18 protein-coding genes are annotated in these 16,843 nt (G+C 69.8%); 4 read left to right on the plus strand and 14 right to left on the minus strand.

Annotated elements, in window-relative coordinates:
* Window position 1: 1 nt before the first annotated feature.
* Window positions 2–661 carry a winged helix-turn-helix transcriptional regulator gene (locus OED52_RS09960; protein ID WP_264154461.1) on the minus strand — a complete coding sequence of 220 codons (660 nt, stop codon included), beginning with the start codon at window positions 659–661 and terminating at the stop codon, window positions 2–4.
* 133 nt (window positions 662–794) lie between these two features.
* Between OED52_RS09960 and OED52_RS09965 the strand changes: the two genes are divergently transcribed.
* The gene (locus OED52_RS09965; protein ID WP_264154462.1) at window positions 795–1,640 is read left to right on the plus strand and encodes a class I SAM-dependent methyltransferase; all 846 of its coding nucleotides are present in this window, start codon (window positions 795–797) and stop codon (window positions 1,638–1,640) included.
* 7 nt (window positions 1,641–1,647) lie between these two features.
* On the opposite strand, the gene OED52_RS09970 is transcribed toward OED52_RS09965, so the two are convergent.
* The gene (locus OED52_RS09970) at window positions 1,648–2,457 is read right to left on the minus strand and encodes a hypothetical protein (RefSeq protein ID WP_264154463.1); all 810 of its coding nucleotides are present in this window, start codon (window positions 2,455–2,457) and stop codon (window positions 1,648–1,650) included.
* Between the two features lie 99 nt (window positions 2,458–2,556).
* Here OED52_RS09970 and OED52_RS09975 point away from each other — a divergent pair, with 99 nt between their 5' ends.
* Window positions 2,557–3,375 carry a DUF3097 domain-containing protein gene (locus OED52_RS09975; protein ID WP_413247759.1) on the plus strand — a complete coding sequence of 273 codons (819 nt, stop codon included), beginning with the start codon at window positions 2,557–2,559 and terminating at the stop codon, window positions 3,373–3,375.
* A 78-nt stretch (window positions 3,376–3,453) separates the two neighbouring features.
* Here the strand turns inward: OED52_RS09975 and OED52_RS09980 are convergent, their stop codons facing one another.
* The 11 genes from OED52_RS09980 to OED52_RS10030 all read right to left on the minus strand — a co-directional run bounded on the left by OED52_RS09980 (window position 3,454) and on the right by OED52_RS10030 (window position 13,833).
* On the minus strand, window positions 3,454–4,113 hold the full coding sequence (locus OED52_RS09980) for a hypothetical protein (protein ID WP_264154465.1): 660 nt from the start codon (window positions 4,111–4,113) through the stop codon (window positions 3,454–3,456).
* The gene (locus OED52_RS09985; protein ID WP_264154466.1) at window positions 4,110–5,060 is read right to left on the minus strand and encodes an MlaD family protein; all 951 of its coding nucleotides are present in this window, start codon (window positions 5,058–5,060) and stop codon (window positions 4,110–4,112) included. Before OED52_RS09985 ends, OED52_RS09980 begins: the two co-directional genes overlap by 4 nt.
* Window positions 5,057–6,175 (minus strand): MlaD family protein, encoded by a 1,119-nt coding sequence (locus OED52_RS09990; RefSeq protein WP_264154467.1) that lies wholly within the window; start codon window positions 6,173–6,175, stop codon window positions 5,057–5,059. Before OED52_RS09990 ends, OED52_RS09985 begins: the two co-directional genes overlap by 4 nt.
* On the minus strand, window positions 6,172–7,257 hold the full coding sequence (locus OED52_RS09995; protein WP_264154468.1) for an MCE family protein: 1,086 nt from the start codon (window positions 7,255–7,257) through the stop codon (window positions 6,172–6,174). Before OED52_RS09995 ends, OED52_RS09990 begins: the two co-directional genes overlap by 4 nt.
* Window positions 7,258–7,318: 61 nt before the next feature.
* Window positions 7,319–8,335, minus strand: a complete 1,017-nt coding sequence (locus OED52_RS10000) for an MlaD family protein (RefSeq protein WP_264154469.1) — start codon at window positions 8,333–8,335, stop codon at window positions 7,319–7,321.
* Window positions 8,335–9,372 carry an MlaD family protein gene (locus OED52_RS10005; protein ID WP_264154470.1) on the minus strand — a complete coding sequence of 346 codons (1,038 nt, stop codon included), beginning with the start codon at window positions 9,370–9,372 and terminating at the stop codon, window positions 8,335–8,337. The genes OED52_RS10000 and OED52_RS10005 overlap by 1 nt, the downstream gene beginning before the upstream one ends.
* Window positions 9,369–10,385 (minus strand): MlaD family protein, encoded by a 1,017-nt coding sequence (locus tag OED52_RS10010; protein ID WP_264154471.1) that lies wholly within the window; start codon window positions 10,383–10,385, stop codon window positions 9,369–9,371. The genes OED52_RS10005 and OED52_RS10010 overlap by 4 nt, the downstream gene beginning before the upstream one ends.
* Before the next feature lie 7 nt (window positions 10,386–10,392).
* Window positions 10,393–11,277, minus strand: coding sequence for an ABC transporter permease (locus tag OED52_RS10015; RefSeq protein WP_264154472.1), 885 nt, complete (start codon window positions 11,275–11,277; stop codon window positions 10,393–10,395).
* Window positions 11,277–12,038 (minus strand): MlaE family ABC transporter permease, encoded by a 762-nt coding sequence (locus OED52_RS10020; protein ID WP_264154645.1) that lies wholly within the window; start codon window positions 12,036–12,038, stop codon window positions 11,277–11,279. The genes OED52_RS10015 and OED52_RS10020 overlap by 1 nt, the downstream gene beginning before the upstream one ends.
* A gap of 233 nt (window positions 12,039–12,271) precedes the next feature.
* Entirely contained in the window at window positions 12,272–13,135 is an 864-nt protein-coding gene (locus tag OED52_RS10025; protein ID WP_264154473.1) for an oxygenase MpaB family protein, read from the minus strand.
* Window positions 13,136–13,188: 53 nt separating this feature from the next.
* On the minus strand, window positions 13,189–13,833 hold the full coding sequence (locus tag OED52_RS10030) for a TetR/AcrR family transcriptional regulator (protein ID WP_264154474.1): 645 nt from the start codon (window positions 13,831–13,833) through the stop codon (window positions 13,189–13,191).
* A 213-nt stretch (window positions 13,834–14,046) separates the two neighbouring features.
* Here OED52_RS10030 and OED52_RS10035 point away from each other — a divergent pair, with 213 nt between their 5' ends.
* Both OED52_RS10035 and OED52_RS10040 read left to right on the plus strand, forming a co-directional pair.
* Window positions 14,047–14,487, plus strand: coding sequence for an NfeD family protein (locus OED52_RS10035; protein ID WP_264154475.1), 441 nt, complete (start codon window positions 14,047–14,049; stop codon window positions 14,485–14,487).
* A 2-nt stretch (window positions 14,488–14,489) separates the two neighbouring features.
* Window positions 14,490–15,728 carry an SPFH domain-containing protein gene (locus OED52_RS10040; RefSeq protein ID WP_264154476.1) on the plus strand — a complete coding sequence of 413 codons (1,239 nt, stop codon included), beginning with the start codon at window positions 14,490–14,492 and terminating at the stop codon, window positions 15,726–15,728.
* A 52-nt stretch (window positions 15,729–15,780) separates the two neighbouring features.
* Here the strand turns inward: OED52_RS10040 and OED52_RS10045 are convergent, their stop codons facing one another.
* Window positions 15,781–16,749: a DMT family transporter gene (locus tag OED52_RS10045; protein ID WP_264154477.1), complete on the minus strand. Its 969-nt coding sequence runs from the start codon at window positions 16,747–16,749 to the stop codon at window positions 15,781–15,783.
* Window positions 16,750–16,843 lie beyond the last annotated feature (94 nt).

Raw genomic sequence — 16,843 nt, forward strand, 5'->3', positions numbered from 1 at the left:
GTCAGACGGCGAGCGGGGAGACGAACCAACGCGGCAGGCTGCGGCGCAGCGGCGACGGCCCGTCGATCGTCACCGCACCCGACCGCTGCGCACCCTCCCAGGTGGCTTCGCCCCGCCAGATCTCGGTGAGTTCGCGCAGCCTCGCGGTGACGGTCACCGACACCTCGAAACCCGGGTCGACGTCGCACACGTCGACGTCGTCGGCGGTGACCACGAGCCACCACCGGCGCGACGCCCGCGTCACCCCGGGGAAGACGAACTGCACCACCACCCGGGCCTCGGGGACCTGCGCGTGGTCGACGTGCCGGTGCATGTCCCACATCAGCAGTTTCGGATCGAGATCGGCGTCGCCGAGCCGGCCCGTCCACCGGGCACCCCACGCCCCGAGCGCGTCGACGACGGTCTCGAGTTCCCGGCCCGCCGGGGTGAGCACGTAACGCACCTCGGACCCGTCGGTCACGCGCCGCACGATGCCCGCCGCGGTGAGCTGGTGCAGCCGCTTCGACAGCAGGCTCGGCGACATCCGCGGCAGACCGCGCCGCAGGTCGTTGAAGCGTTCGCTGCCCAGGACGAGTTCACGCACCACGAGCAGCGTCCACCGCTCGTCGAAGAGTTCCATCGCCTTGGCGACGGGACAGAACTGGTGGTAGGGCGAACCCATGGTCGAATCGTAGGCCCGCCGGGGGAGCGCGGTACAGATCCTGTACTGGAGGCGGATCTCCACGCGTTCCTACAGTCGAGACGTGACCCGGCACCGCGCCGGATCGCGATCGCATCCGACAGGAGGAATCGCGATGACCGACACCTCGACGACCCCCGGCCTCTGGGCCACCGACGCCGACCGTGCCCTCAAGGCCAAGCATCGCATCATGTGGGCCCTCGGCGACTACCCCGCGGTGGCGACGGAGGTCATCGCCACCCTCGGCCCGACCCTCGTGGACGCCACCGGCATCGCTGCCGGAGACCGTGTCCTCGACGTCGCCGCCGGCTCGGGCAACGCCGCGATCCCGGCCGCACTCGCCGGCGCCGACGTGCTCGCCACCGACCTGACCCCCGAACTCTTCGACGCCGGCCGCCGTGCGGCCGCCGCGGCCGGCGCGACCCTGACCTGGCAGGAAGCCGACGCCGAGGCGCTGCCCTTCGACGACGCGAGCTTCGACGCCGTGCTCTCCTGCGTCGGCGTGATGTTCGCGCCGCATCACCGTCTCGCCGCCGACGAACTGCTCCGCGTCACCCGCCCGGGCGGACGCATCGGGCTGCTGAACTGGACCCCCGGTGGGTTCATCGGCCAGATGTTCGCGACCATGAAACCCTATGCGCCGCCGCCCCCTCCGGGTGCGCAACCACCGCCGCTGTGGGGCGACGAGACCCACGTGCGCGACCTGCTCGGGCACGCCGTCACCGACCTGGAGGTGCGCACCGACAACCTGCGCGTCGAACGGTTCGCGAGCGCCGAGGACTTCCTCGACTTCTTCAAGTCGACCTACGGACCCACGATCGTGGTCTACCGCAACATCGCCGACGATCCCGACCGCGTTGCCGCCCTCGACCGCGCCCTGCTCGAACTCGCCCTGCGCCACGACATCGGTGGGGGAGCGATGAACTGGGAGTACCTGCTGGTCACCGCGCGTCGCGCCTGAGCCGCCGTCAGGGGTGGTGCTCGGCGCGCAGCGCGGCCGTCACCGCGCACACCCGCGCCTCCCGCACCGCCGTCCACAACGGCTGCAGCACCGCCTCCCGTCCGGCGGTCGCCGACGCGGACCCGGCCCGCAGGCCACCGCCGCGACCGGCGACGGTGAGGATCGCCGCGACCTGGTCGGCGGTGTCGAGGATGCGCGCCGCGCGCGGCGGCAGCGACCCCGGATACCGGTGCCGCGCGAGTTCGGCCACCTCGGTGGCGATCTCCTCCCGGGGATCGGCACGACGACCGTCGGTCCCGACGGTGGGGATACCGGTCAGCGCCGACGCCGCGTCGCGGACGGCCTCGCGCATCGCGAACTCGGCCTCCCCGAGACCCCGGTCCGCGGCGGACTCGGGCACCGACTCCAGGGCGAACACGCTCCAGCGCAGCACGTCCGGGCCCTCCCGGTGCGGGACGAGCCCGAGCCCCGGGGCGCCCGGCGCACCCACGACGACACCTTCACCCGTGGCGAGGGCCGCGCCCGCGAAATCCGTGCCGGCCGGCAGACCGCGCACGTCGCCGGGCGCCGGCAGCACCAGCCGCAGTCCCGCGCTCTCCGCCGAATCCACCTGCCGGATCAGCGCGAGCAGCAGGGCCGCACCGTCGGAGACACCCCGCTCGGGCAACCCGGCCGAGGCGGCCGCCGCCGCGTCGTGCGCGCCGACCAGATGCATCGGAGCCCACGCGTGCAGAGCGTCTATGACGTCGTCGGGTGCGGCGTGCCCGGACAACCACGACCCGGCCCAGACGGTCAGTGTCAGGCTCGGAGAACTCACCCGCAAAGCATACGACCGGGACGGGTGCCGTGGCCCGGCGTGGCGGACGGATCCGGTTCGGACGATGTCCTAACGTGGGTCGGCGTGAGCCCACGCGACATGTATGCCGGCGACATCCTCGCCGGTCACACCCGGAGGAAGAAGAAGTCCGTCCCCGAACTCGAAGCCGAGCGCGGGGTCGTCGTCGAGGACGCCGCCTCCGGCTGGTGCGGTGCGGTCGTGGGCTTCGAGAAGACCTACGACGGCGACTTCGTCCGGCTCGAGGACGCCCAGGGCCGCACCCGGCTGTTCGCGATGCGCCCCGCGGCGTTCCTCGTCGATGGTGCCCCTGTCACCCTCGTCAAGCCGAAGGCTCGGTCCGCCGCGCAACCGGCCCGGTCGGCCTCCGGGTCCACCCGCGTCGAGGGACTGCGGGCCCGGGTCGCGCGGGGCAGCCGCATCTGGGTGGAGGGTGTGCACGACGCCGCTCTCGTCGAACGGGTGTGGGGCCACGACCTGCGCGTCGAGGGTGTGGTCGTCGAACAGCTCGAGGGCCTCGACAATCTCGGTTCGCGGCTGGCCGAGTTCGGCCCCGGGCCCGGCCGGCGCGTCGGTGTCCTCGCCGACCACCTCGTCACCGGTTCCAAGGAAGAGCGGCTCACCGCGAACCTCGGCCCGCACGTCATGGTCACCGGCCATCCCTACATCGACGTGTGGCAGGCGGTGAAACCGAAGGCCGTGGGTATCGACGCCTGGCCCGTGATCCCGCGCGGCGAGGACTGGAAGACCGGCGTGTGCCGTGAGCTCGGCTGGGGCACCCCGCAGGACGGCTGGCGCCGCGTCTACGACGCCGTGAACTCGTTCCGTGACCTCGAATCGCACCTCATCGGTGCGGTCGAACGTCTCGTGGACTTCGTCACCGAGCCCGACGAGGGCTGAGCCCTCACAGAATCCGACGAGGGCTGAGCCCTCACAGAATCCGACGAGGGCTGAGCCCACCCCGGGCTCGGGCCGGGCTCAGCGGCCGCCGGTCTCCGTGGGGGCGTCCCCGGTGCCGGGCAGGCCCGTGCCGACACCGCCGACGTCGACGATCGTCCAGTCGGAGGCGCGGTCCATCGTCACCGTGTAGGTCGCGGTGGCGGCGACCCCGTCGGGGGTCTGCTTGCTCTTCGACACCATGTCGACGAACACCTGTACCACGTAGGTGTCGCCGTCGGTGTGCGACGCCTCGGCGGCGAGCAGCCGCGCGTCGGCGGTGTACTCCATCTGCGTCAGCCACGGCGACACCACGTCGACGGCACCCTCGAGCTTCGGCGTCAGCTGTTCGCTGACGCCGTCGGTCAGCGCGGCCCGCCACCCCTCGAGGTCCCGGAAGTCGACCTCGGAGACGCTCAACGCGTACTCGGAGGCGACGGCTTCGGCCTCGGCTTCGACGTCGAGCCGGCTCTGCAGGGCCTGCAACTGCTCGGACGAGTCGTCGGTCGCCCACAGCGCCCCGAATACCACGGCGGCGACGACCGCCGGCGCCGCGACGATCCAGGCGGTGCGGGCGGAGGTGAGGCCGCGGCCCGGGCCCGCCGTCGCGGTGCCGGTGCCGGTGGTGGCCGGATCCTGTTCGGGGAACTCGGTGTTCGAGGCCGAGCCGGTGTTCGACATGACGCTGTATTCCTTCTTCATCGGGGGACGCTCACGGTGAATCGGACGCTGTCGCCCGGTAGCGTGGCGATGGCCTGTTCGAGCAGAGTACCGAGATCCATCCGGCCCACCACGGATCCGGTGGCCTGGGTGGCCGGTCGCAGCGCCACCCCGATCGCGCCGAGTTCGGGTGCCATCTTCTTCAGGAAGTCGGCGAGCTCGATCTCCTGCTGACGCCACGACCCGAGGACCTCCTTGCCGCGCAGCACCGACGAGCCTTCGAACAGGTACTCGTAGGAGACGCCGAGGGTTTCGCCGAACTGGTCGAGCATCGGCGGTGCGGCGACCATTGCGGGCCGCACCCAGTCGACGTCACCCATCATCCACATCAGGTCGCTCAGCACCGTCTCCAGTGACCCGTCGTGCCGGGTGAGGGTCGCCAGCAGCAGTTCCGCACCGCGCGCGGCCGCCGGCATCGTCTCCTGCAGCCCGGACACCGACTCGGTGAACGTCGTGACCAGCTCGTTCAGTGACTCCGCGTCGGTCTGTTCGAGCAGTTCCGAGGTGGTCGCGAGCAGATCCGGTACCGAGGTGGGCAGCTCCACGACCTCCGTCAGGTGCGCGCCGTCCTCGAGATAGGGGCCCTGCGAGGTCGCCGGCAGGAACGAGAACACCGGCTCGCCGAGCGACGACAGGTTCTCCACCCGCATCGTGCTGTCGACGGGGATGCGGTGCTCGGCGTCGTAGGAGATGTTCAGGCGGACGAACCCGTCGAGGTTCTCCATGCCGTCCACGCGGCCGATGTTCACACCCCGGTAGACGACCTTCGAGCCGGTCCGCAGACCGGCGGCGTCGCGCACGTCGACCATCGCGTGGGTGCGGCTGCGCGTCGGGTCGATCTGCAGCACCCCGACGACGAGATACCAGCTGCCGAGGGTCATCACCACGACCAGGGCGAGGGCGGACAGCCAGGCGGGAATACGGGTCACGGCAGAGCTCCGATCATGCGCAGGAGGACCAGACCGTCGGCGAGGGGACTCTCCTCCTCGCCGGCGATGGTCACCTCACGGATGTCGATCCCCGGTTCGAGCAGGAACGGCACGAGTTTCTCGTCGACCAGCGCGACGAGTTCGGCGGCGTTGCCGCGCAGTTCGTCGGCGTTGGGGGACGGCTCGCGCAGCAGCGGCGTGAGGGTCTCGAGATTGTCGTTGATGTGCGGCAGACGCGGGATCAGCCATTCGAGGCCCGTGACCATCGTGTTCACGTCGATGACGATGTTGAGCACGGCCTCCATGAAGTAGGGCACCCGGTCGAGGCGGTAGCGCGCGGTGTCGGAGAACAGGAATCCGATGTCGTCGCGCGCGGCGTCGAGCCGCTGGGACAGGTCGTCGGTGGCGACCACGATGCGGTCGATCTGGTCGATGTTCGCGGCGGCCTCGTTCAGGTCGTTCGAGATCACCGCCGACAGGTCCCGGGTCTCGGCGGGGTCCTCGGGCAGCACCTCGTTGAGGCGGGCGATCGAGTCCTGCAGCCGGGTGATGCTGCCGCCGTTGACGAACATCGCGATCCGCTCGAGCATCTCCTCGATCTGCGGGCCGGGATCGGTGTCGCTCAACGGGATGGTGTCACCGTCCTGCAGGGGCGCGCCGCCGCCGTTCTCCGGCGGCAGCAGCGCGATGTAGATGTCGCCGAGCGCCGTGTTCTGACGTAGTTCGGCGCGGGTGCCGGCCGGCACGATCACCGAGTCGCGCACGTCGATGCGTGCGACGGCGCTGTGCGGTTCGAGGTCGATCGCGCGCAGGGTGCCGACGGAGATGCCGCCGCTGCGGACGTCGGCGCCCGCGGGCAGGCTCAGCAACGACTCGAACTCGAGGTTGAGCCGGTAGGTCGGGCCGCGCACCCCGGAGCCGGGCAGTGCGTGGTCGCTGGGGTCGAAACTGCACCCGCACAGCACGAGCAGCGCGGCGAGCATCGCGCCGACGAACCGCCCTGTGTGGGCGCGGTGGCCGAGCCGCCCTGTGTGGGCGCGGTGGCCGAGCCGCCCTGTGTGGGCGCGGTGGCCGAGCCGCCTCGAGTGGTCGGAGCGGGGGAACGAACGGGTCACGGCGTTGCTCCGATCGTCGACAGGACCAACTGGGGCAGCGGCACCGCCACCGACCGGGAGGACACCACGGTGCAGCTGCCCGGGGCGACCTGTTCGAGTGCCGCGCAGGTCAGGGCAGCGTCGGGGGTGGGTACCTCGGCGCGGGCCGGATCGAGTTCCATCGCGACGGATCCCGGATGGGACTGCACCATCGTCTCGAGCATGGTCAGCGTGCCGGGGATCGTCGCGAGCAGTTCGCTCGAGCTCTCCGCCTGGGTGCGCAGCATCGTCAGGGTGGGCAGCGACGAGTTCAGCGCGTTCATCAGGTGGGGGAAGTGCTCGTTGAACAACCGGTCGAGCGGGCCCACGGCCAGTGACAGTTTCTCGACGAGGATCTTCGCCACGACCAGCATCTGCTCGATGCCGGCCAGGCCCGGCGCGAACGTTTCGATGGTGGACTTGACGTTCTCCCAGTCGCCGACGAGGAGCGAGCTCATCTCGGCGGAGTTGTCGAGGATCTGCCCGAGCTGGTCCATGAAGTTGTCCGGGGAGGACAGCAGCTCCGCGAGATCCCGCAGTTCCCGGTTGAGGGTCGGGCCGAGTCCCTCGAACTCGCGGCCGGCGTCCTGCAGTGCCGACTCGAACGGCGCCGTGCCGTCGGGTCCGCGTTCGGTCATCTTCCGCACGAGCTCGGAGAACGAGCCGAGCGCGTCCGAGACGCTGACCGGGGTGCGGGTGCGGGCGGTGTCGATGCACGTCTCCGGCGACAGGGTCGGGCCGGGGCGTGGATCGGCGTCGACGAGTTCGAGTCTCCGGTCGGTGAGGATCGACGCGTTGGTGATCACGGCGCCGGTCTCGGCGGGCAGGTCGCGGTCGTGGACGGCCATGTCGACGCGTACCCGTGTGCCGTCGGGTTCGACCCGGTCGACGCTGCCGACCGTGATCCCGCGGATCGTCACGGGCGAACCGGGGTACAGGCCGTATGAGTCCTCGAAGTACGCGCAGATCGAGGTGTCGTCGCGGGAGGTCGCGGTGAAGGCGGTTGCGCCGGCCACGGCCAGCGCCACCACCGTCACGGCGGGGACGAGTCGTCGAGTGTTCATGATCGCTGGTCGCAGGTCGGCTGGTCGCAGATCGGCTGGTCGCAGATCGGCTGGTCTCATATCAGCACCGCACTCCCGGCCTCGGGAGACAGACGTCGGGTCGTTCGACCGTCAGTCCGCTCTGGTCGACGAGGGCCTGGCCTTCGGGCCCGGCGACGGCCGCCAGGCCCGTGAGGGTCTCGCGGAGGGACGCCGTCATGGACTCGACGGACGCCTGCAGTTCCGCGCCGCGCTCACCGGCCTCCACGAGGTGGGGGATGATCGGCTCGACCTTCTCCGGGTAGGGGCCGCTGAGGAAGTCGAACAGCAGTCCGGCGAGACCGGAGAGCCCGTCCGCGAAGATCCTCACGTCGTCGGCGGCCTCGATGATGTTCGGGCCGAGGACGGCGTAACCCCGGATGATCTCGAGTGCGAGTTCCTTGTTGTCGTTGGCGGTGCGCAGGTACTCGTTGGACAGCTCGAGCAGGCTCTCGATCTGGTCCTTCTGGGTTGCCATGACGTCCATGACCGACTCGAGGTCGGTGACGGTGATGCGTACCGAATCCGGGGATTCGCCGAGCAGCGCGGCGGTCTTGTCGAGGGCGGTGCGCAGCGCGCCGGTGTCGAGTTCCTCGACCACGGCGGTGGCCTCCTGGAACATATCGTCGACCAGGAACGGCAGGGCGGCGCGGTTCGCCGGGATGGGTTCGGTCAGCGGTTGCCGGCCGGCCGGGTGCAGGGCGAGGTACAGGCCCCCGATCGGGGTGAGCATCCGCACCGACACGGAGGTCTGGTCGCCGACGAAATGCTCGGAGTCGACGGTGAACTCGACGTCGACGTGGTCGTTCGCCAGGCTCGTCCGGGTCACCGACCCGACCGGGACCCCGGCGATGCGCACGTCGTCGCCCGCCGCGAGACCCGCGGTCTCGGGCAGTTCGAGCCGGTAGGTGTGTGCCCCGACGGGACGCAGGTACAGGGCGAGGACGACACCGGCGATCAGGGCGAACACCAGCAGACCCGACAGCGCCCACCACATCTGGGTGCGGGGATCGGCGTCCTCGGCGCCGAAGTCGAGTCGTCCGAACAGGCGGGTGCGCATCAGGCACCTCCGTTGCAGACGGTCAGGGCGCGGCCCTGGAGCAGGACGTCGGCGGCGATCGGCAGTTGCACCGTGCCGTTGCTGCACTGCCGGGCCGTGTCGGTGCGGGGGATGAGGGAGTTGATTCCCTCGAAGATCCCGGGCAGCACCGTGAGCGTGTCGATCGCGGTCTTCGGATCCGGGATCACCTGGTCCACCCGGCGGATGAAGTCGTCGTTGCGTTCGAGGAACCCGTCGTGCTCGGTTTCGGCGCCGAGGCCCAACTGGGAGAGCAGGTTCACGGTGCGGTCCACCTCGGCCATCTCGATCGCGCCGAGCTCGGTCAGGGACAGGAACTCGGTCATGCGTGTCACCAGGGGGGTGAAGATCGAATGGAAGACCTCGAGGATGTTCTCGAGGTTCTCGGATCGGCTCTCCAGTCGGTCGTTGAGGGCGGTGAAGTTGTCGAGGAGCCGGCTCATCAGGGCGCTGCGGTCCTCGGCGTAGCTCGCGAGTTCGGCGATGTCGCGCATGACCGGGGTCGGGCTGGACTCACTGCCTTCGATCAACGCCGCGACGTTGGTGGCCAGCCGGTTGTACACGGCCGGATCCGCTTCGCGCAGAAGCGGTTTGAGGCCGTTGAAGATCGTGGTGATGTCGAACGAGTCGACGGTGTTCACCACCAGGCCGGCCGGGTCGAGTTCCTGCCCGCCCTCCTCGCTGCGCTGCAGTTCGAGATAACGCTGGCCCGTGAGGTTCTGGAACTTCACGAGCAGCCGGTCCGTGTCGCGCAGCCGGTACTCCTCGAGCACGGTGAAATCCACGAGCGCACGGTTGCCGTCGGAGACCGAGATGTCGGTGACCTTGCCGATCTGCACGCCGCGCAGACGCACGTCGGCGTTCTCCTTCAGACCGAAGACGTCACCGAACTGCGCCTTGTAGGCGATGGTCGTGCCGCCGACGGGACGTTCGATCGCCTGCACGATCAACACGATGATCAGGGCGACGACGCCGGCGAGCAATACCAGCCGGATCGCGGCCTGTCGGGGAGTCCTCATCGGGTACCTCCGGTGGTCTCGAGCGGAACCCGGAAGGCGGGGAAGGTGTCGACCAGCACGTCCACTCCCAGCACCACACGATCGCCCTGCCGGTGCAGGGCACCGCCGGCGCCCTCGGTCAGCCGCGCGACCTGGTCGGGGTCGACCGTCTGCAGGCTCTGGTTCATCGGGATCAGGATGTCGAGCAGCATGTCCACGGCATCCGAGGTCGGTCCCAGCGCACCGACGATCTCACCGGACAGGGCGAGCACCAGGTGCGACACCTCGGTGATGGTCTCGCTGGCCTGCTGGGTGCGGAAGTCGTCCTCGAGTTCCTCGACGGACGCGATCGCCGACAGGGTGTTCAACGCCGACGGGGTGAACGCCGCGATCCCCTCGGTGACGTCGGCGAACTTCGGCAGCAGTTCGCTCAGCGGCTCGTTCTGGGTGCGGGCGATGTTCCGCATCACCAGCAGCGACGAGGCCAGCAACGGTGCCATCTGCTGGGTCAGCTCGGCGGCGCTGTCGATCGAGTCGGACAGCTGTGGTGTCACCACGTCGAGCAACAGGCGCCCGGAGTCGCGCAGCACCGTGGTGACGGTGTAGTCGCCGACGTCGCCGAGGTCGAGGGTGCTGCCCGGGGTGATCGGCTGCCCACCCGGCCGGGGGATGAGTTCGAAGGCCGTGGAGCCGAAGATGTTCGACGAGACGAAGCGGGTGTGCATCGTCGACGACAGCTCGTCGAGGTGGTTCTCGTCGACGCTGAGGGTGACGACCTGCTGTTGCGGTCCCCGCGGCTCGACGTCGACCACCGAACCGATCGTCATGCCGCGCAGGCGGACCGCGGTGTCGGTGGAGACACCGTCGCCGAGATTCGATGCGGTGACGGCGAACTGGACCTGGCCCGAGCGGTCCGGTTTCGTTCCCCACCAGGCCGCGGCGGCGACCACGGCGGCGGCGACGAGGACCGCGAGGCCGCGGATGCGCAGCCCGCGCCGGGTAGGCCCGAAGGCCGTGTACTGTGCGTTGCTCACGTGGTCCTCACCCCGAGAAACTGATCGTCGCGTCGAGGCCCCACATCACGAGCGTGAGCACCATGTCGGTGGTCACGATCAGGACGAGGCTTGCCCGGATGGCGCGTCCGGAGGCGATGCCGACCCCCTCGGGGCCGCCGCTCGCGTGATAGCCCTGATAGGCGTGCACGAGCGTCACGACCAGGACGAACACCACCACCTTGATCAGCGAGTAGATCAGGTCGACCGGTTCGGTGAACATGTGGAAGTAGTGGTCGTAGGCGCCGGATCCCTGTCCCTGCACGACGGTGACCGTCACGCCGGTCGCGGCGAAGCCGAGGGCGAGCGCGATGAGATAGGACGGCACGACCGCTCCGACCGCGGCGATGAGCCGGGTGGACACGACGTACGGGATCGAGTCGATGGCCTGCGCCTCGAGCGCGTCGATCTCCTCCGAGATCCGCATCGCGCCGACCTCCGCGGTGATCCGGCAGCCGGCCTGCGCGGCGAACCCGATGGCGGCGATCAGCGGGGCGAGTTCCCGCGGGTTGGCCAGTGCCGACATCGCGCCGGTCAGCGGACCCATCCCGAGCATGTCCAGGGCGGAGAAGCCGACGAGACCGACCATCGCCCCGGCTACCACGCCGAGGATCGCCAGGACCGGGGCCACGCCGCCGCCGACGATGACGGCGCGGCCGTTGCCCCAGGTCAGGTCGGTGAAGATGGAGATGGTCTGTCGCCGGTTGCGGCGCAGGGCGTGCCCGATGCCGCGGAACGAGACGACGACGAAGTGCAGGTAGGCGCCGAGGGACTCGATCGGGATCCAGCCCCGGCGGGCGTGCCGTGTCCACCGCAGGCCGCGGGGCAGATAGGGGGACGGCGTTGCGACGGGGGTCTTCTGTGCGGCGCTCATCAGAGGAACCTCATCGGGACGAACATCAGGACCACCTGGGTGATGAAGAGGTTGACGACCATGCAGGCGATGATGCTGAGCACCACGGCCGCATTGACGCTGTCGGCCACGCCTTTCGGGCCGCCCTTGGCCTCGAGGCCGCGCTGGCTCGAGATGATCGCCACCACGTACCCGAAGACCGCCGCCTTGAACAGGCACACCAGCAGGTCGGTGGTGGAGGCGAAGCTGCCGAAGGACAGCCAGTACGAGCCCGGCGCGACTCCCTGACCGAGGGAGGCCACCGCGAAGCTCGCGACGATGCTCATGAGGATGATCAGCACCGACAGCATCGGTGCGACGACCGCCATCGCCAGGATGCGGGGGGAGACCAGACGACGCTGGGGGTCGATGCCCAGGGTGCGCAGCGCGTCGATCTCCTCGCGGATGGTGCGCGAGGCCAGGTCCGCGGAGATCGCCGAACCACCGGCGCCGCCGATGAGCAGGGCCGCGGCCAGCGGGGCGATCTGCTGCATCACACCCATGCCGCCGACCGCGCCGGCCATGGAGTTGGCGCCGACGTTGTCGGTCATGCTGCCGACCTGCACGGCGATGACGACACCGAGCGGCAGGGCCACCAGCACGGCCGGGACCGCGGACACCGAGATGAAGAACCAGCCCTGCACGATCGCCTCCCGCAGCGGGAAGCGGCCACGGAGGATGTCGACGATCAGGTAGGCCGTCGCGCGGAACGCCAGCCGGAGGGTGCGGCCGAAGGTGCGCATCGACTCGGCCAGGCGTGCCGCGAAGGCGTTCCCGCGAGGTGGTGCACCTGCGGTGCCGTGTGGCGGCGCGCCCGGGACGGCGCCGTCCGCGGTGTGCGAAGTCATGTGGATCCCCCTGAGAAAAGCGATGGTGAGCGGCCCGGCGCGAAGACCGCGACCCGGTGGGGTCGGCGGTGTGCCGCAGCGCGGGCGGTGTCCGTCACGGATATGGAGACGATGACGGTGGTCGGCGGTCAGACCCCCAGAGCCGCACGGGCTTCCGGGATCATCCGGAAGCGCGCGGGCAGTGTACGGGAGGCGAGGAGCATGAACGCCAGCAGTGCCCGGAACTCGCGTTCGCGGGCGGCGCTCCACGGCACACCCCAGATCTGCCGGACGTGTTCGGGGAACGCCCCGAACATCAGCGTCTTCACCGGGCGGCCCGTGAGTTTCTTCAGCACGGCCGGAAGGGGCCGGGGGAGTTCCGCGAGCCTGGGTTCGAGGGTCGCGATGACGTCCTGCTCGTCGACGAGCTGCTGCATGCGGCGGGTGCCGGGCGACATCGCGAGCTTCTCCCGGACCCCGTCCTCGACGTAGCGGCGCAGGCCGGCGACGTCGGCGGGCATGTCGTCCTCGCGCACCCCGAACAGCCGGCCGAGGCGGCAGCTCTCCCGGTAGAAGGCCTCGACCCGGTCCTGCGGTTGCGGGCCGAAGCACACGTCGATGGCGTAGAGGAGCGATTCGACGGTGGTCAGGTGCACCCAGGCCCACACGTCGCGGTTCCACGCGTGGTAGCGGCGTCCCTCGTAGTCCTGCCCGGTGATGGGACGGTGCATCTCGCGCAGTTCCCGCGCGGATTCGGCGACGTTCTCACCGAAGTAGATGCGATAGGTGTAGGCGAGGGTGTTCTCGGCGCGTTCCGAGGGCCGGTCCCACGACTTCGAGTGCTGTTCGAGAGCCGCCATGACGGTGGGGTGCGTGCCCTGCAGGGCCAGGGCGCGGAACAGGAACATGGGCCAGATGCGCCGGTCCGCCAGCAGGTGCACGAAGGTGCGCTGCGCGACGGGAATGTCGGCTTCGATGTTCTCGGGAACGCGCTGTGCGGGAGTGATGTCCATCGCTGGGCTCCTCGGACTCGATGGCGGTGATGGCGGTGGGAAGGGTGCCGTGGTCACTCGGCGTCGGGGGAGGGGGAGGGGGAGGGCGGCGCACTCAGGAAGGACAGCAGGATCCTGGCGATCCGGCGCACGCCGTCGTCGGTGGCGGTGGCGGTACCGAGTTCGGGTGCCAGCCACACGCTCGCGAAGAAGCGCGAGACGATCTCCGCCGCGGTCTCGGTGTCGAACTCGACCCCGGCGTGCGTCGCGGTGAGTTCGAGTTCGTGGCGCACGGACACGAGCAGCATCGTGGTCAGCTGCGGGTCGTGGAGGACCGGGAGGGCGGCACCGTCGTCGACGAACCGGCGGGACACCGGATGGTTGCGGACCGTGCGTACCGCTTCGACGATCCACTCGATGGCCCGCTCGAGGGGATCCTCGATGTCGTCGATCGCATCGTGGAAGGAGCGGACGAGGCGGTCGAGTTCCCACGCGAACGCGCGGCTGAGCAGTTCCTCCTTGGTGTCGAAGCGGCGGAAGACGGTCGCCCGTCCCACCCCGGCCTCGGCTGCGACGTCCGCGACCGTGGTCCGTTCGAGGCCGTGCCGGCTGAGGCACCGGATCGTCGCCTCCATGATCGCGGTGTCCGTCGGGTCGATATCGGAGGAGTTGCCGACCAGTGCTCCTACCAGGAGCGAACGCACCGGAGTGATACCCATAGTTCGGGGACGGTATCACCGATCTCACATCCGGGGAAGGACGTGTTTCAGCCAACTATCGTTACGGGGAACAGATTCCGGGCATGACGGAAACAATCGATTGACCGAATCCAGTGGCGGCGATCCTCCCTGCTCGCGAACCCGGAAGGGCGCGAATGGGGCCTGTGGCCGCTCTCACCTGGGCTGCTGCCGCGATGTCCGATTTGTGGTTCGATGGTGACCGTGGCCGCACTGATTTGGTTGATCGCCGGCCTGGCGTTGGCGGCCGGCGAAGCCCTCACGGGCGACTTCGCGCTGCTGATGCTCGGCGGTGCCGCAGTGGTCACTGCAGGGTTCTCGGCACTCACCGAGCTGCCGCTCTGGACCGATGCGGTGATCTTCGCGCTGACCTCGGTGGTGCTGCTGCTGGGGGTGCGGCCGGTGCTGCAGCGCCGCTATGCGCAGCCGCCCGCGCTGCCCACCGGGGTCGAGGCCCTGCCCGGCAAGCACGCACTCGTGCTCGAGCGGGTGGGGGAGCATTCGGGGCAGGTCAAGATCGACGGTGAGGTGTGGACGGCCCGGCCGCTCGACGCCACCGAGGTGTACGAACCGGGCACGACCGTGACGGTGATGGAGATAGACGGCGCGACCGCCGTCGTATGGAGGGGGGTCTGAGAATGGAAGCGTTGATCGTGCTCGCCGTCGTGGTGGCACTGGTCGTGCTCCTGGTGTCCAAGTCGGTGGTGCTGGTACCGCAGGCGGAGGCTGCGGTGATCGAACGGCTGGGCCGGTACTACCGCACCGCCTCGGGCCAGCTGACCTTCCTGGTGCCCTTCGTCGACCGGATCCGCGACAAGGTCGATCTGCGCGAGCGCGTGGTCTCCTTCCCGCCGCAGCCCGTCATCACCGAGGACAACCTCACCCTGAGCATCGACACGGTCGTCTACTTCCAGGTCACGAACCCGCAGGCCGCCGTCTACGAGATCAGCAACTACATCGCCGCCGTCGAGCAGCTGACGGTCACCACGCTGCGCAACGTCGTCGGTGGGATGACCCTGGAACAGACGCTCACCTCCCGCGATTCGATCAACGGGCAGCTCCGCGGTGTCCTCGACGAGGCGACCGGCCGGTGGGGCCTGCGCGTCGCTCGCGTCGAGCTCAAGAGCATCGATCCGCCGCCGTCGATCCAGGAGTCGATGGAGAAGCAGATGAAGGCGGACCGTGAGAAGCGCGCCATGATCCTCACGGCCGAGGGTCATCGCGAGTCGGCGATCAAGACCGCCGAAGGCGAGAAGCAGTCCCGCATCCTCTCCGCGGAGGGCGCGAAGCAGGCCGCGATCCTCGAGGCGGAGGCCGACCGGCAGTCGCGGATCCTGCGCGCGCAGGGCGACCGCGCCGCCCGCTATCTCGAGGCACAGGGCGAGGCGAAGTCCATCGAGAAGGTGTTCGCCGCGATCAAGTCCTCCCGCCCCACCCCCGAACTGCTCGCCTACCAGTACCTGCAGACCCTGCCGCAGATGGCGCAGGGCGACGCGAACAAGATGTGGGTGGTGCCGAGCGATTTCGGCAAGGCGCTCGAAGGATTCGCGCGGAGCCTCGGTCAGCAGGGCGAGGACGGCGTGTTCCGGTTCGAGCCCAGCCCCGTCGAGGAGGATCTGGAACGGCCCGAGGACGACTCGGCCGAGGTCGAGGACTGGTTCACCACCAAGCGCGATCCCGAGGTGGCGCAGGCCGTCGCCGAAGCCGAGGCCGTGGCCCGCACCCCGGTGGATCCGGCGGTCCGGACCGCCGCGCCGAAGCAGGACACCGGACCGGGCGGCGATCAGGCGGCGCTGCCGACCCCGACGCCGCCCACGCAGACCTGGCCGGCGCAGGACGCCGACGAGGCCCCGGCGCCGCGGCACTCCCAGCAGTAGACGGAAGACGGTGCGGGGCGGCCACCGAAGTGGGCGCCCCGCACCCGCGTCGTCATCGCGCTCGCGCGACCAGTGGTAGTGCCATCGACAGCAGGATCAGGCCGGCGCCCAGTGCGGCGAGGGTCGAGACCGCCTCGCCGAACGCGAGCATGCCCACGGCGAGAGCGACGACGACCTCCAGATAGGACAGCCCGGACAGTTCGGCGGCACGCAGGTGCTTGCCGGCGACCACCAGCAGCCCCAGGGCGAGTAGACCGCAGACGGCGAAGAAGCCGCCGGCCCACATCCAGTTCTCCGTCGTCATCCCCGACAGGTCGGGACGGGTCACCACGACCATCGCGCCGGTGGCGACGGCGCCGAACGCAAAGTTCCAGAAGCACCGCACATCCGACGGCATGTCGCGGCGGTAGCGATAGCAGAGCAGCGCGGCGCCGTAGAACAGGCCCGACGCGACACCCAGCACCGTCCCGAGCGTCTCGTGCTCGCCGCTGGACGCGTCGCCGCCGACGAAACCCGCGGCGAGCAGCATGCCCGCGAAGGCGGTACCGATCGACAGCGCATCGAGTCGGGCGATCCGTTCCTTCAACACGACGCGGGCGAGGACGGTGGCGACGACCGGACCGAGATAGTGCAGCACCACCGCTCGGGAGAGATCGGTCAGCACCGTCGCCGACAGATAGGTCGCCAGCGACAGGCCGAGGAACACCCCGCCGCCCACGACCGACCACGACAGTCGCTCCCGGCGCACCTGCCCGAGACGTCGGGTGGCGGCGAGCAGCACGAGCATGCCCAGTGCGCCGACCGCCATCCGGCCCAGGGTCAGAGCCTCACCGAGCACCGCTCCGTCCGGGCTGGCCTTGCGCCCGAACAGGCCGGCCGCGCCCATCGCGGTGGCGGACACCACGATGGCAACGATGCCGAGCCGACGATTCGGGCGTGGAGCGGCGACAGGGGTGGTTCGAACAGCAGCAGGTGGAACAGCGATATCGGCGCGCGCAGGCGCGCCCAGGGAAACGGTCACACGTCTTCCTCGGGTCCAGGGTGCACGAAAGAGGGCACCAGCGGGTGTCTGTCGTTTCCCCGCTCTGTCATCGGACCTGAGAGCTTTCGCGGAC

The organism is Rhodococcus sp. Z13 (assembly GCF_025837095.1).
Classification (GTDB): domain Bacteria; phylum Actinomycetota; class Actinomycetes; order Mycobacteriales; family Mycobacteriaceae; genus Rhodococcus; species Rhodococcus sacchari.

Coding starts and splice junctions, on each gene's coding strand:
- OED52_RS09995 (WP_264154468.1), bottom strand. CDS start 7,257: ATGAACACTCGACGACTCGTCCCCGCCGTGACGGTGGTGGCGCTGGCC.
- OED52_RS10025 (WP_264154473.1), bottom strand. CDS start 13,135: ATGGACATCACTCCCGCACAGCGCGTTCCCGAGAACATCGAAGCCGAC.
- OED52_RS10030 (WP_264154474.1), bottom strand. CDS start 13,833: ATGGGTATCACTCCGGTGCGTTCGCTCCTGGTAGGAGCACTGGTCGGC.
- OED52_RS09965 (WP_264154462.1), top strand. CDS start 795: ATGACCGACACCTCGACGACCCCCGGCCTCTGGGCCACCGACGCCGAC.
- OED52_RS10000 (WP_264154469.1), bottom strand. CDS start 8,335: ATGCGCACCCGCCTGTTCGGACGACTCGACTTCGGCGCCGAGGACGCC.
- OED52_RS10020 (WP_264154645.1), bottom strand. CDS start 12,038: ATGCGCACCTTCGGCCGCACCCTCCGGCTGGCGTTCCGCGCGACGGCC.
- OED52_RS09960 (WP_264154461.1), bottom strand. CDS start 661: ATGGGTTCGCCCTACCACCAGTTCTGTCCCGTCGCCAAGGCGATGGAA.
- OED52_RS10005 (WP_264154470.1), bottom strand. CDS start 9,372: ATGAGGACTCCCCGACAGGCCGCGATCCGGCTGGTATTGCTCGCCGGC.
- OED52_RS10035 (WP_264154475.1), top strand. CDS start 14,047: ATGGTGACCGTGGCCGCACTGATTTGGTTGATCGCCGGCCTGGCGTTG.
- OED52_RS09975 (WP_413247759.1), top strand. CDS start 2,557: ATGTATGCCGGCGACATCCTCGCCGGTCACACCCGGAGGAAGAAGAAG.
- OED52_RS10040 (WP_264154476.1), top strand. CDS start 14,490: ATGGAAGCGTTGATCGTGCTCGCCGTCGTGGTGGCACTGGTCGTGCTC.
- OED52_RS10015 (WP_264154472.1), bottom strand. CDS start 11,277: ATGAGCGCCGCACAGAAGACCCCCGTCGCAACGCCGTCCCCCTATCTG.
- OED52_RS09980 (WP_264154465.1), bottom strand. CDS start 4,113: ATGAAGAAGGAATACAGCGTCATGTCGAACACCGGCTCGGCCTCGAAC.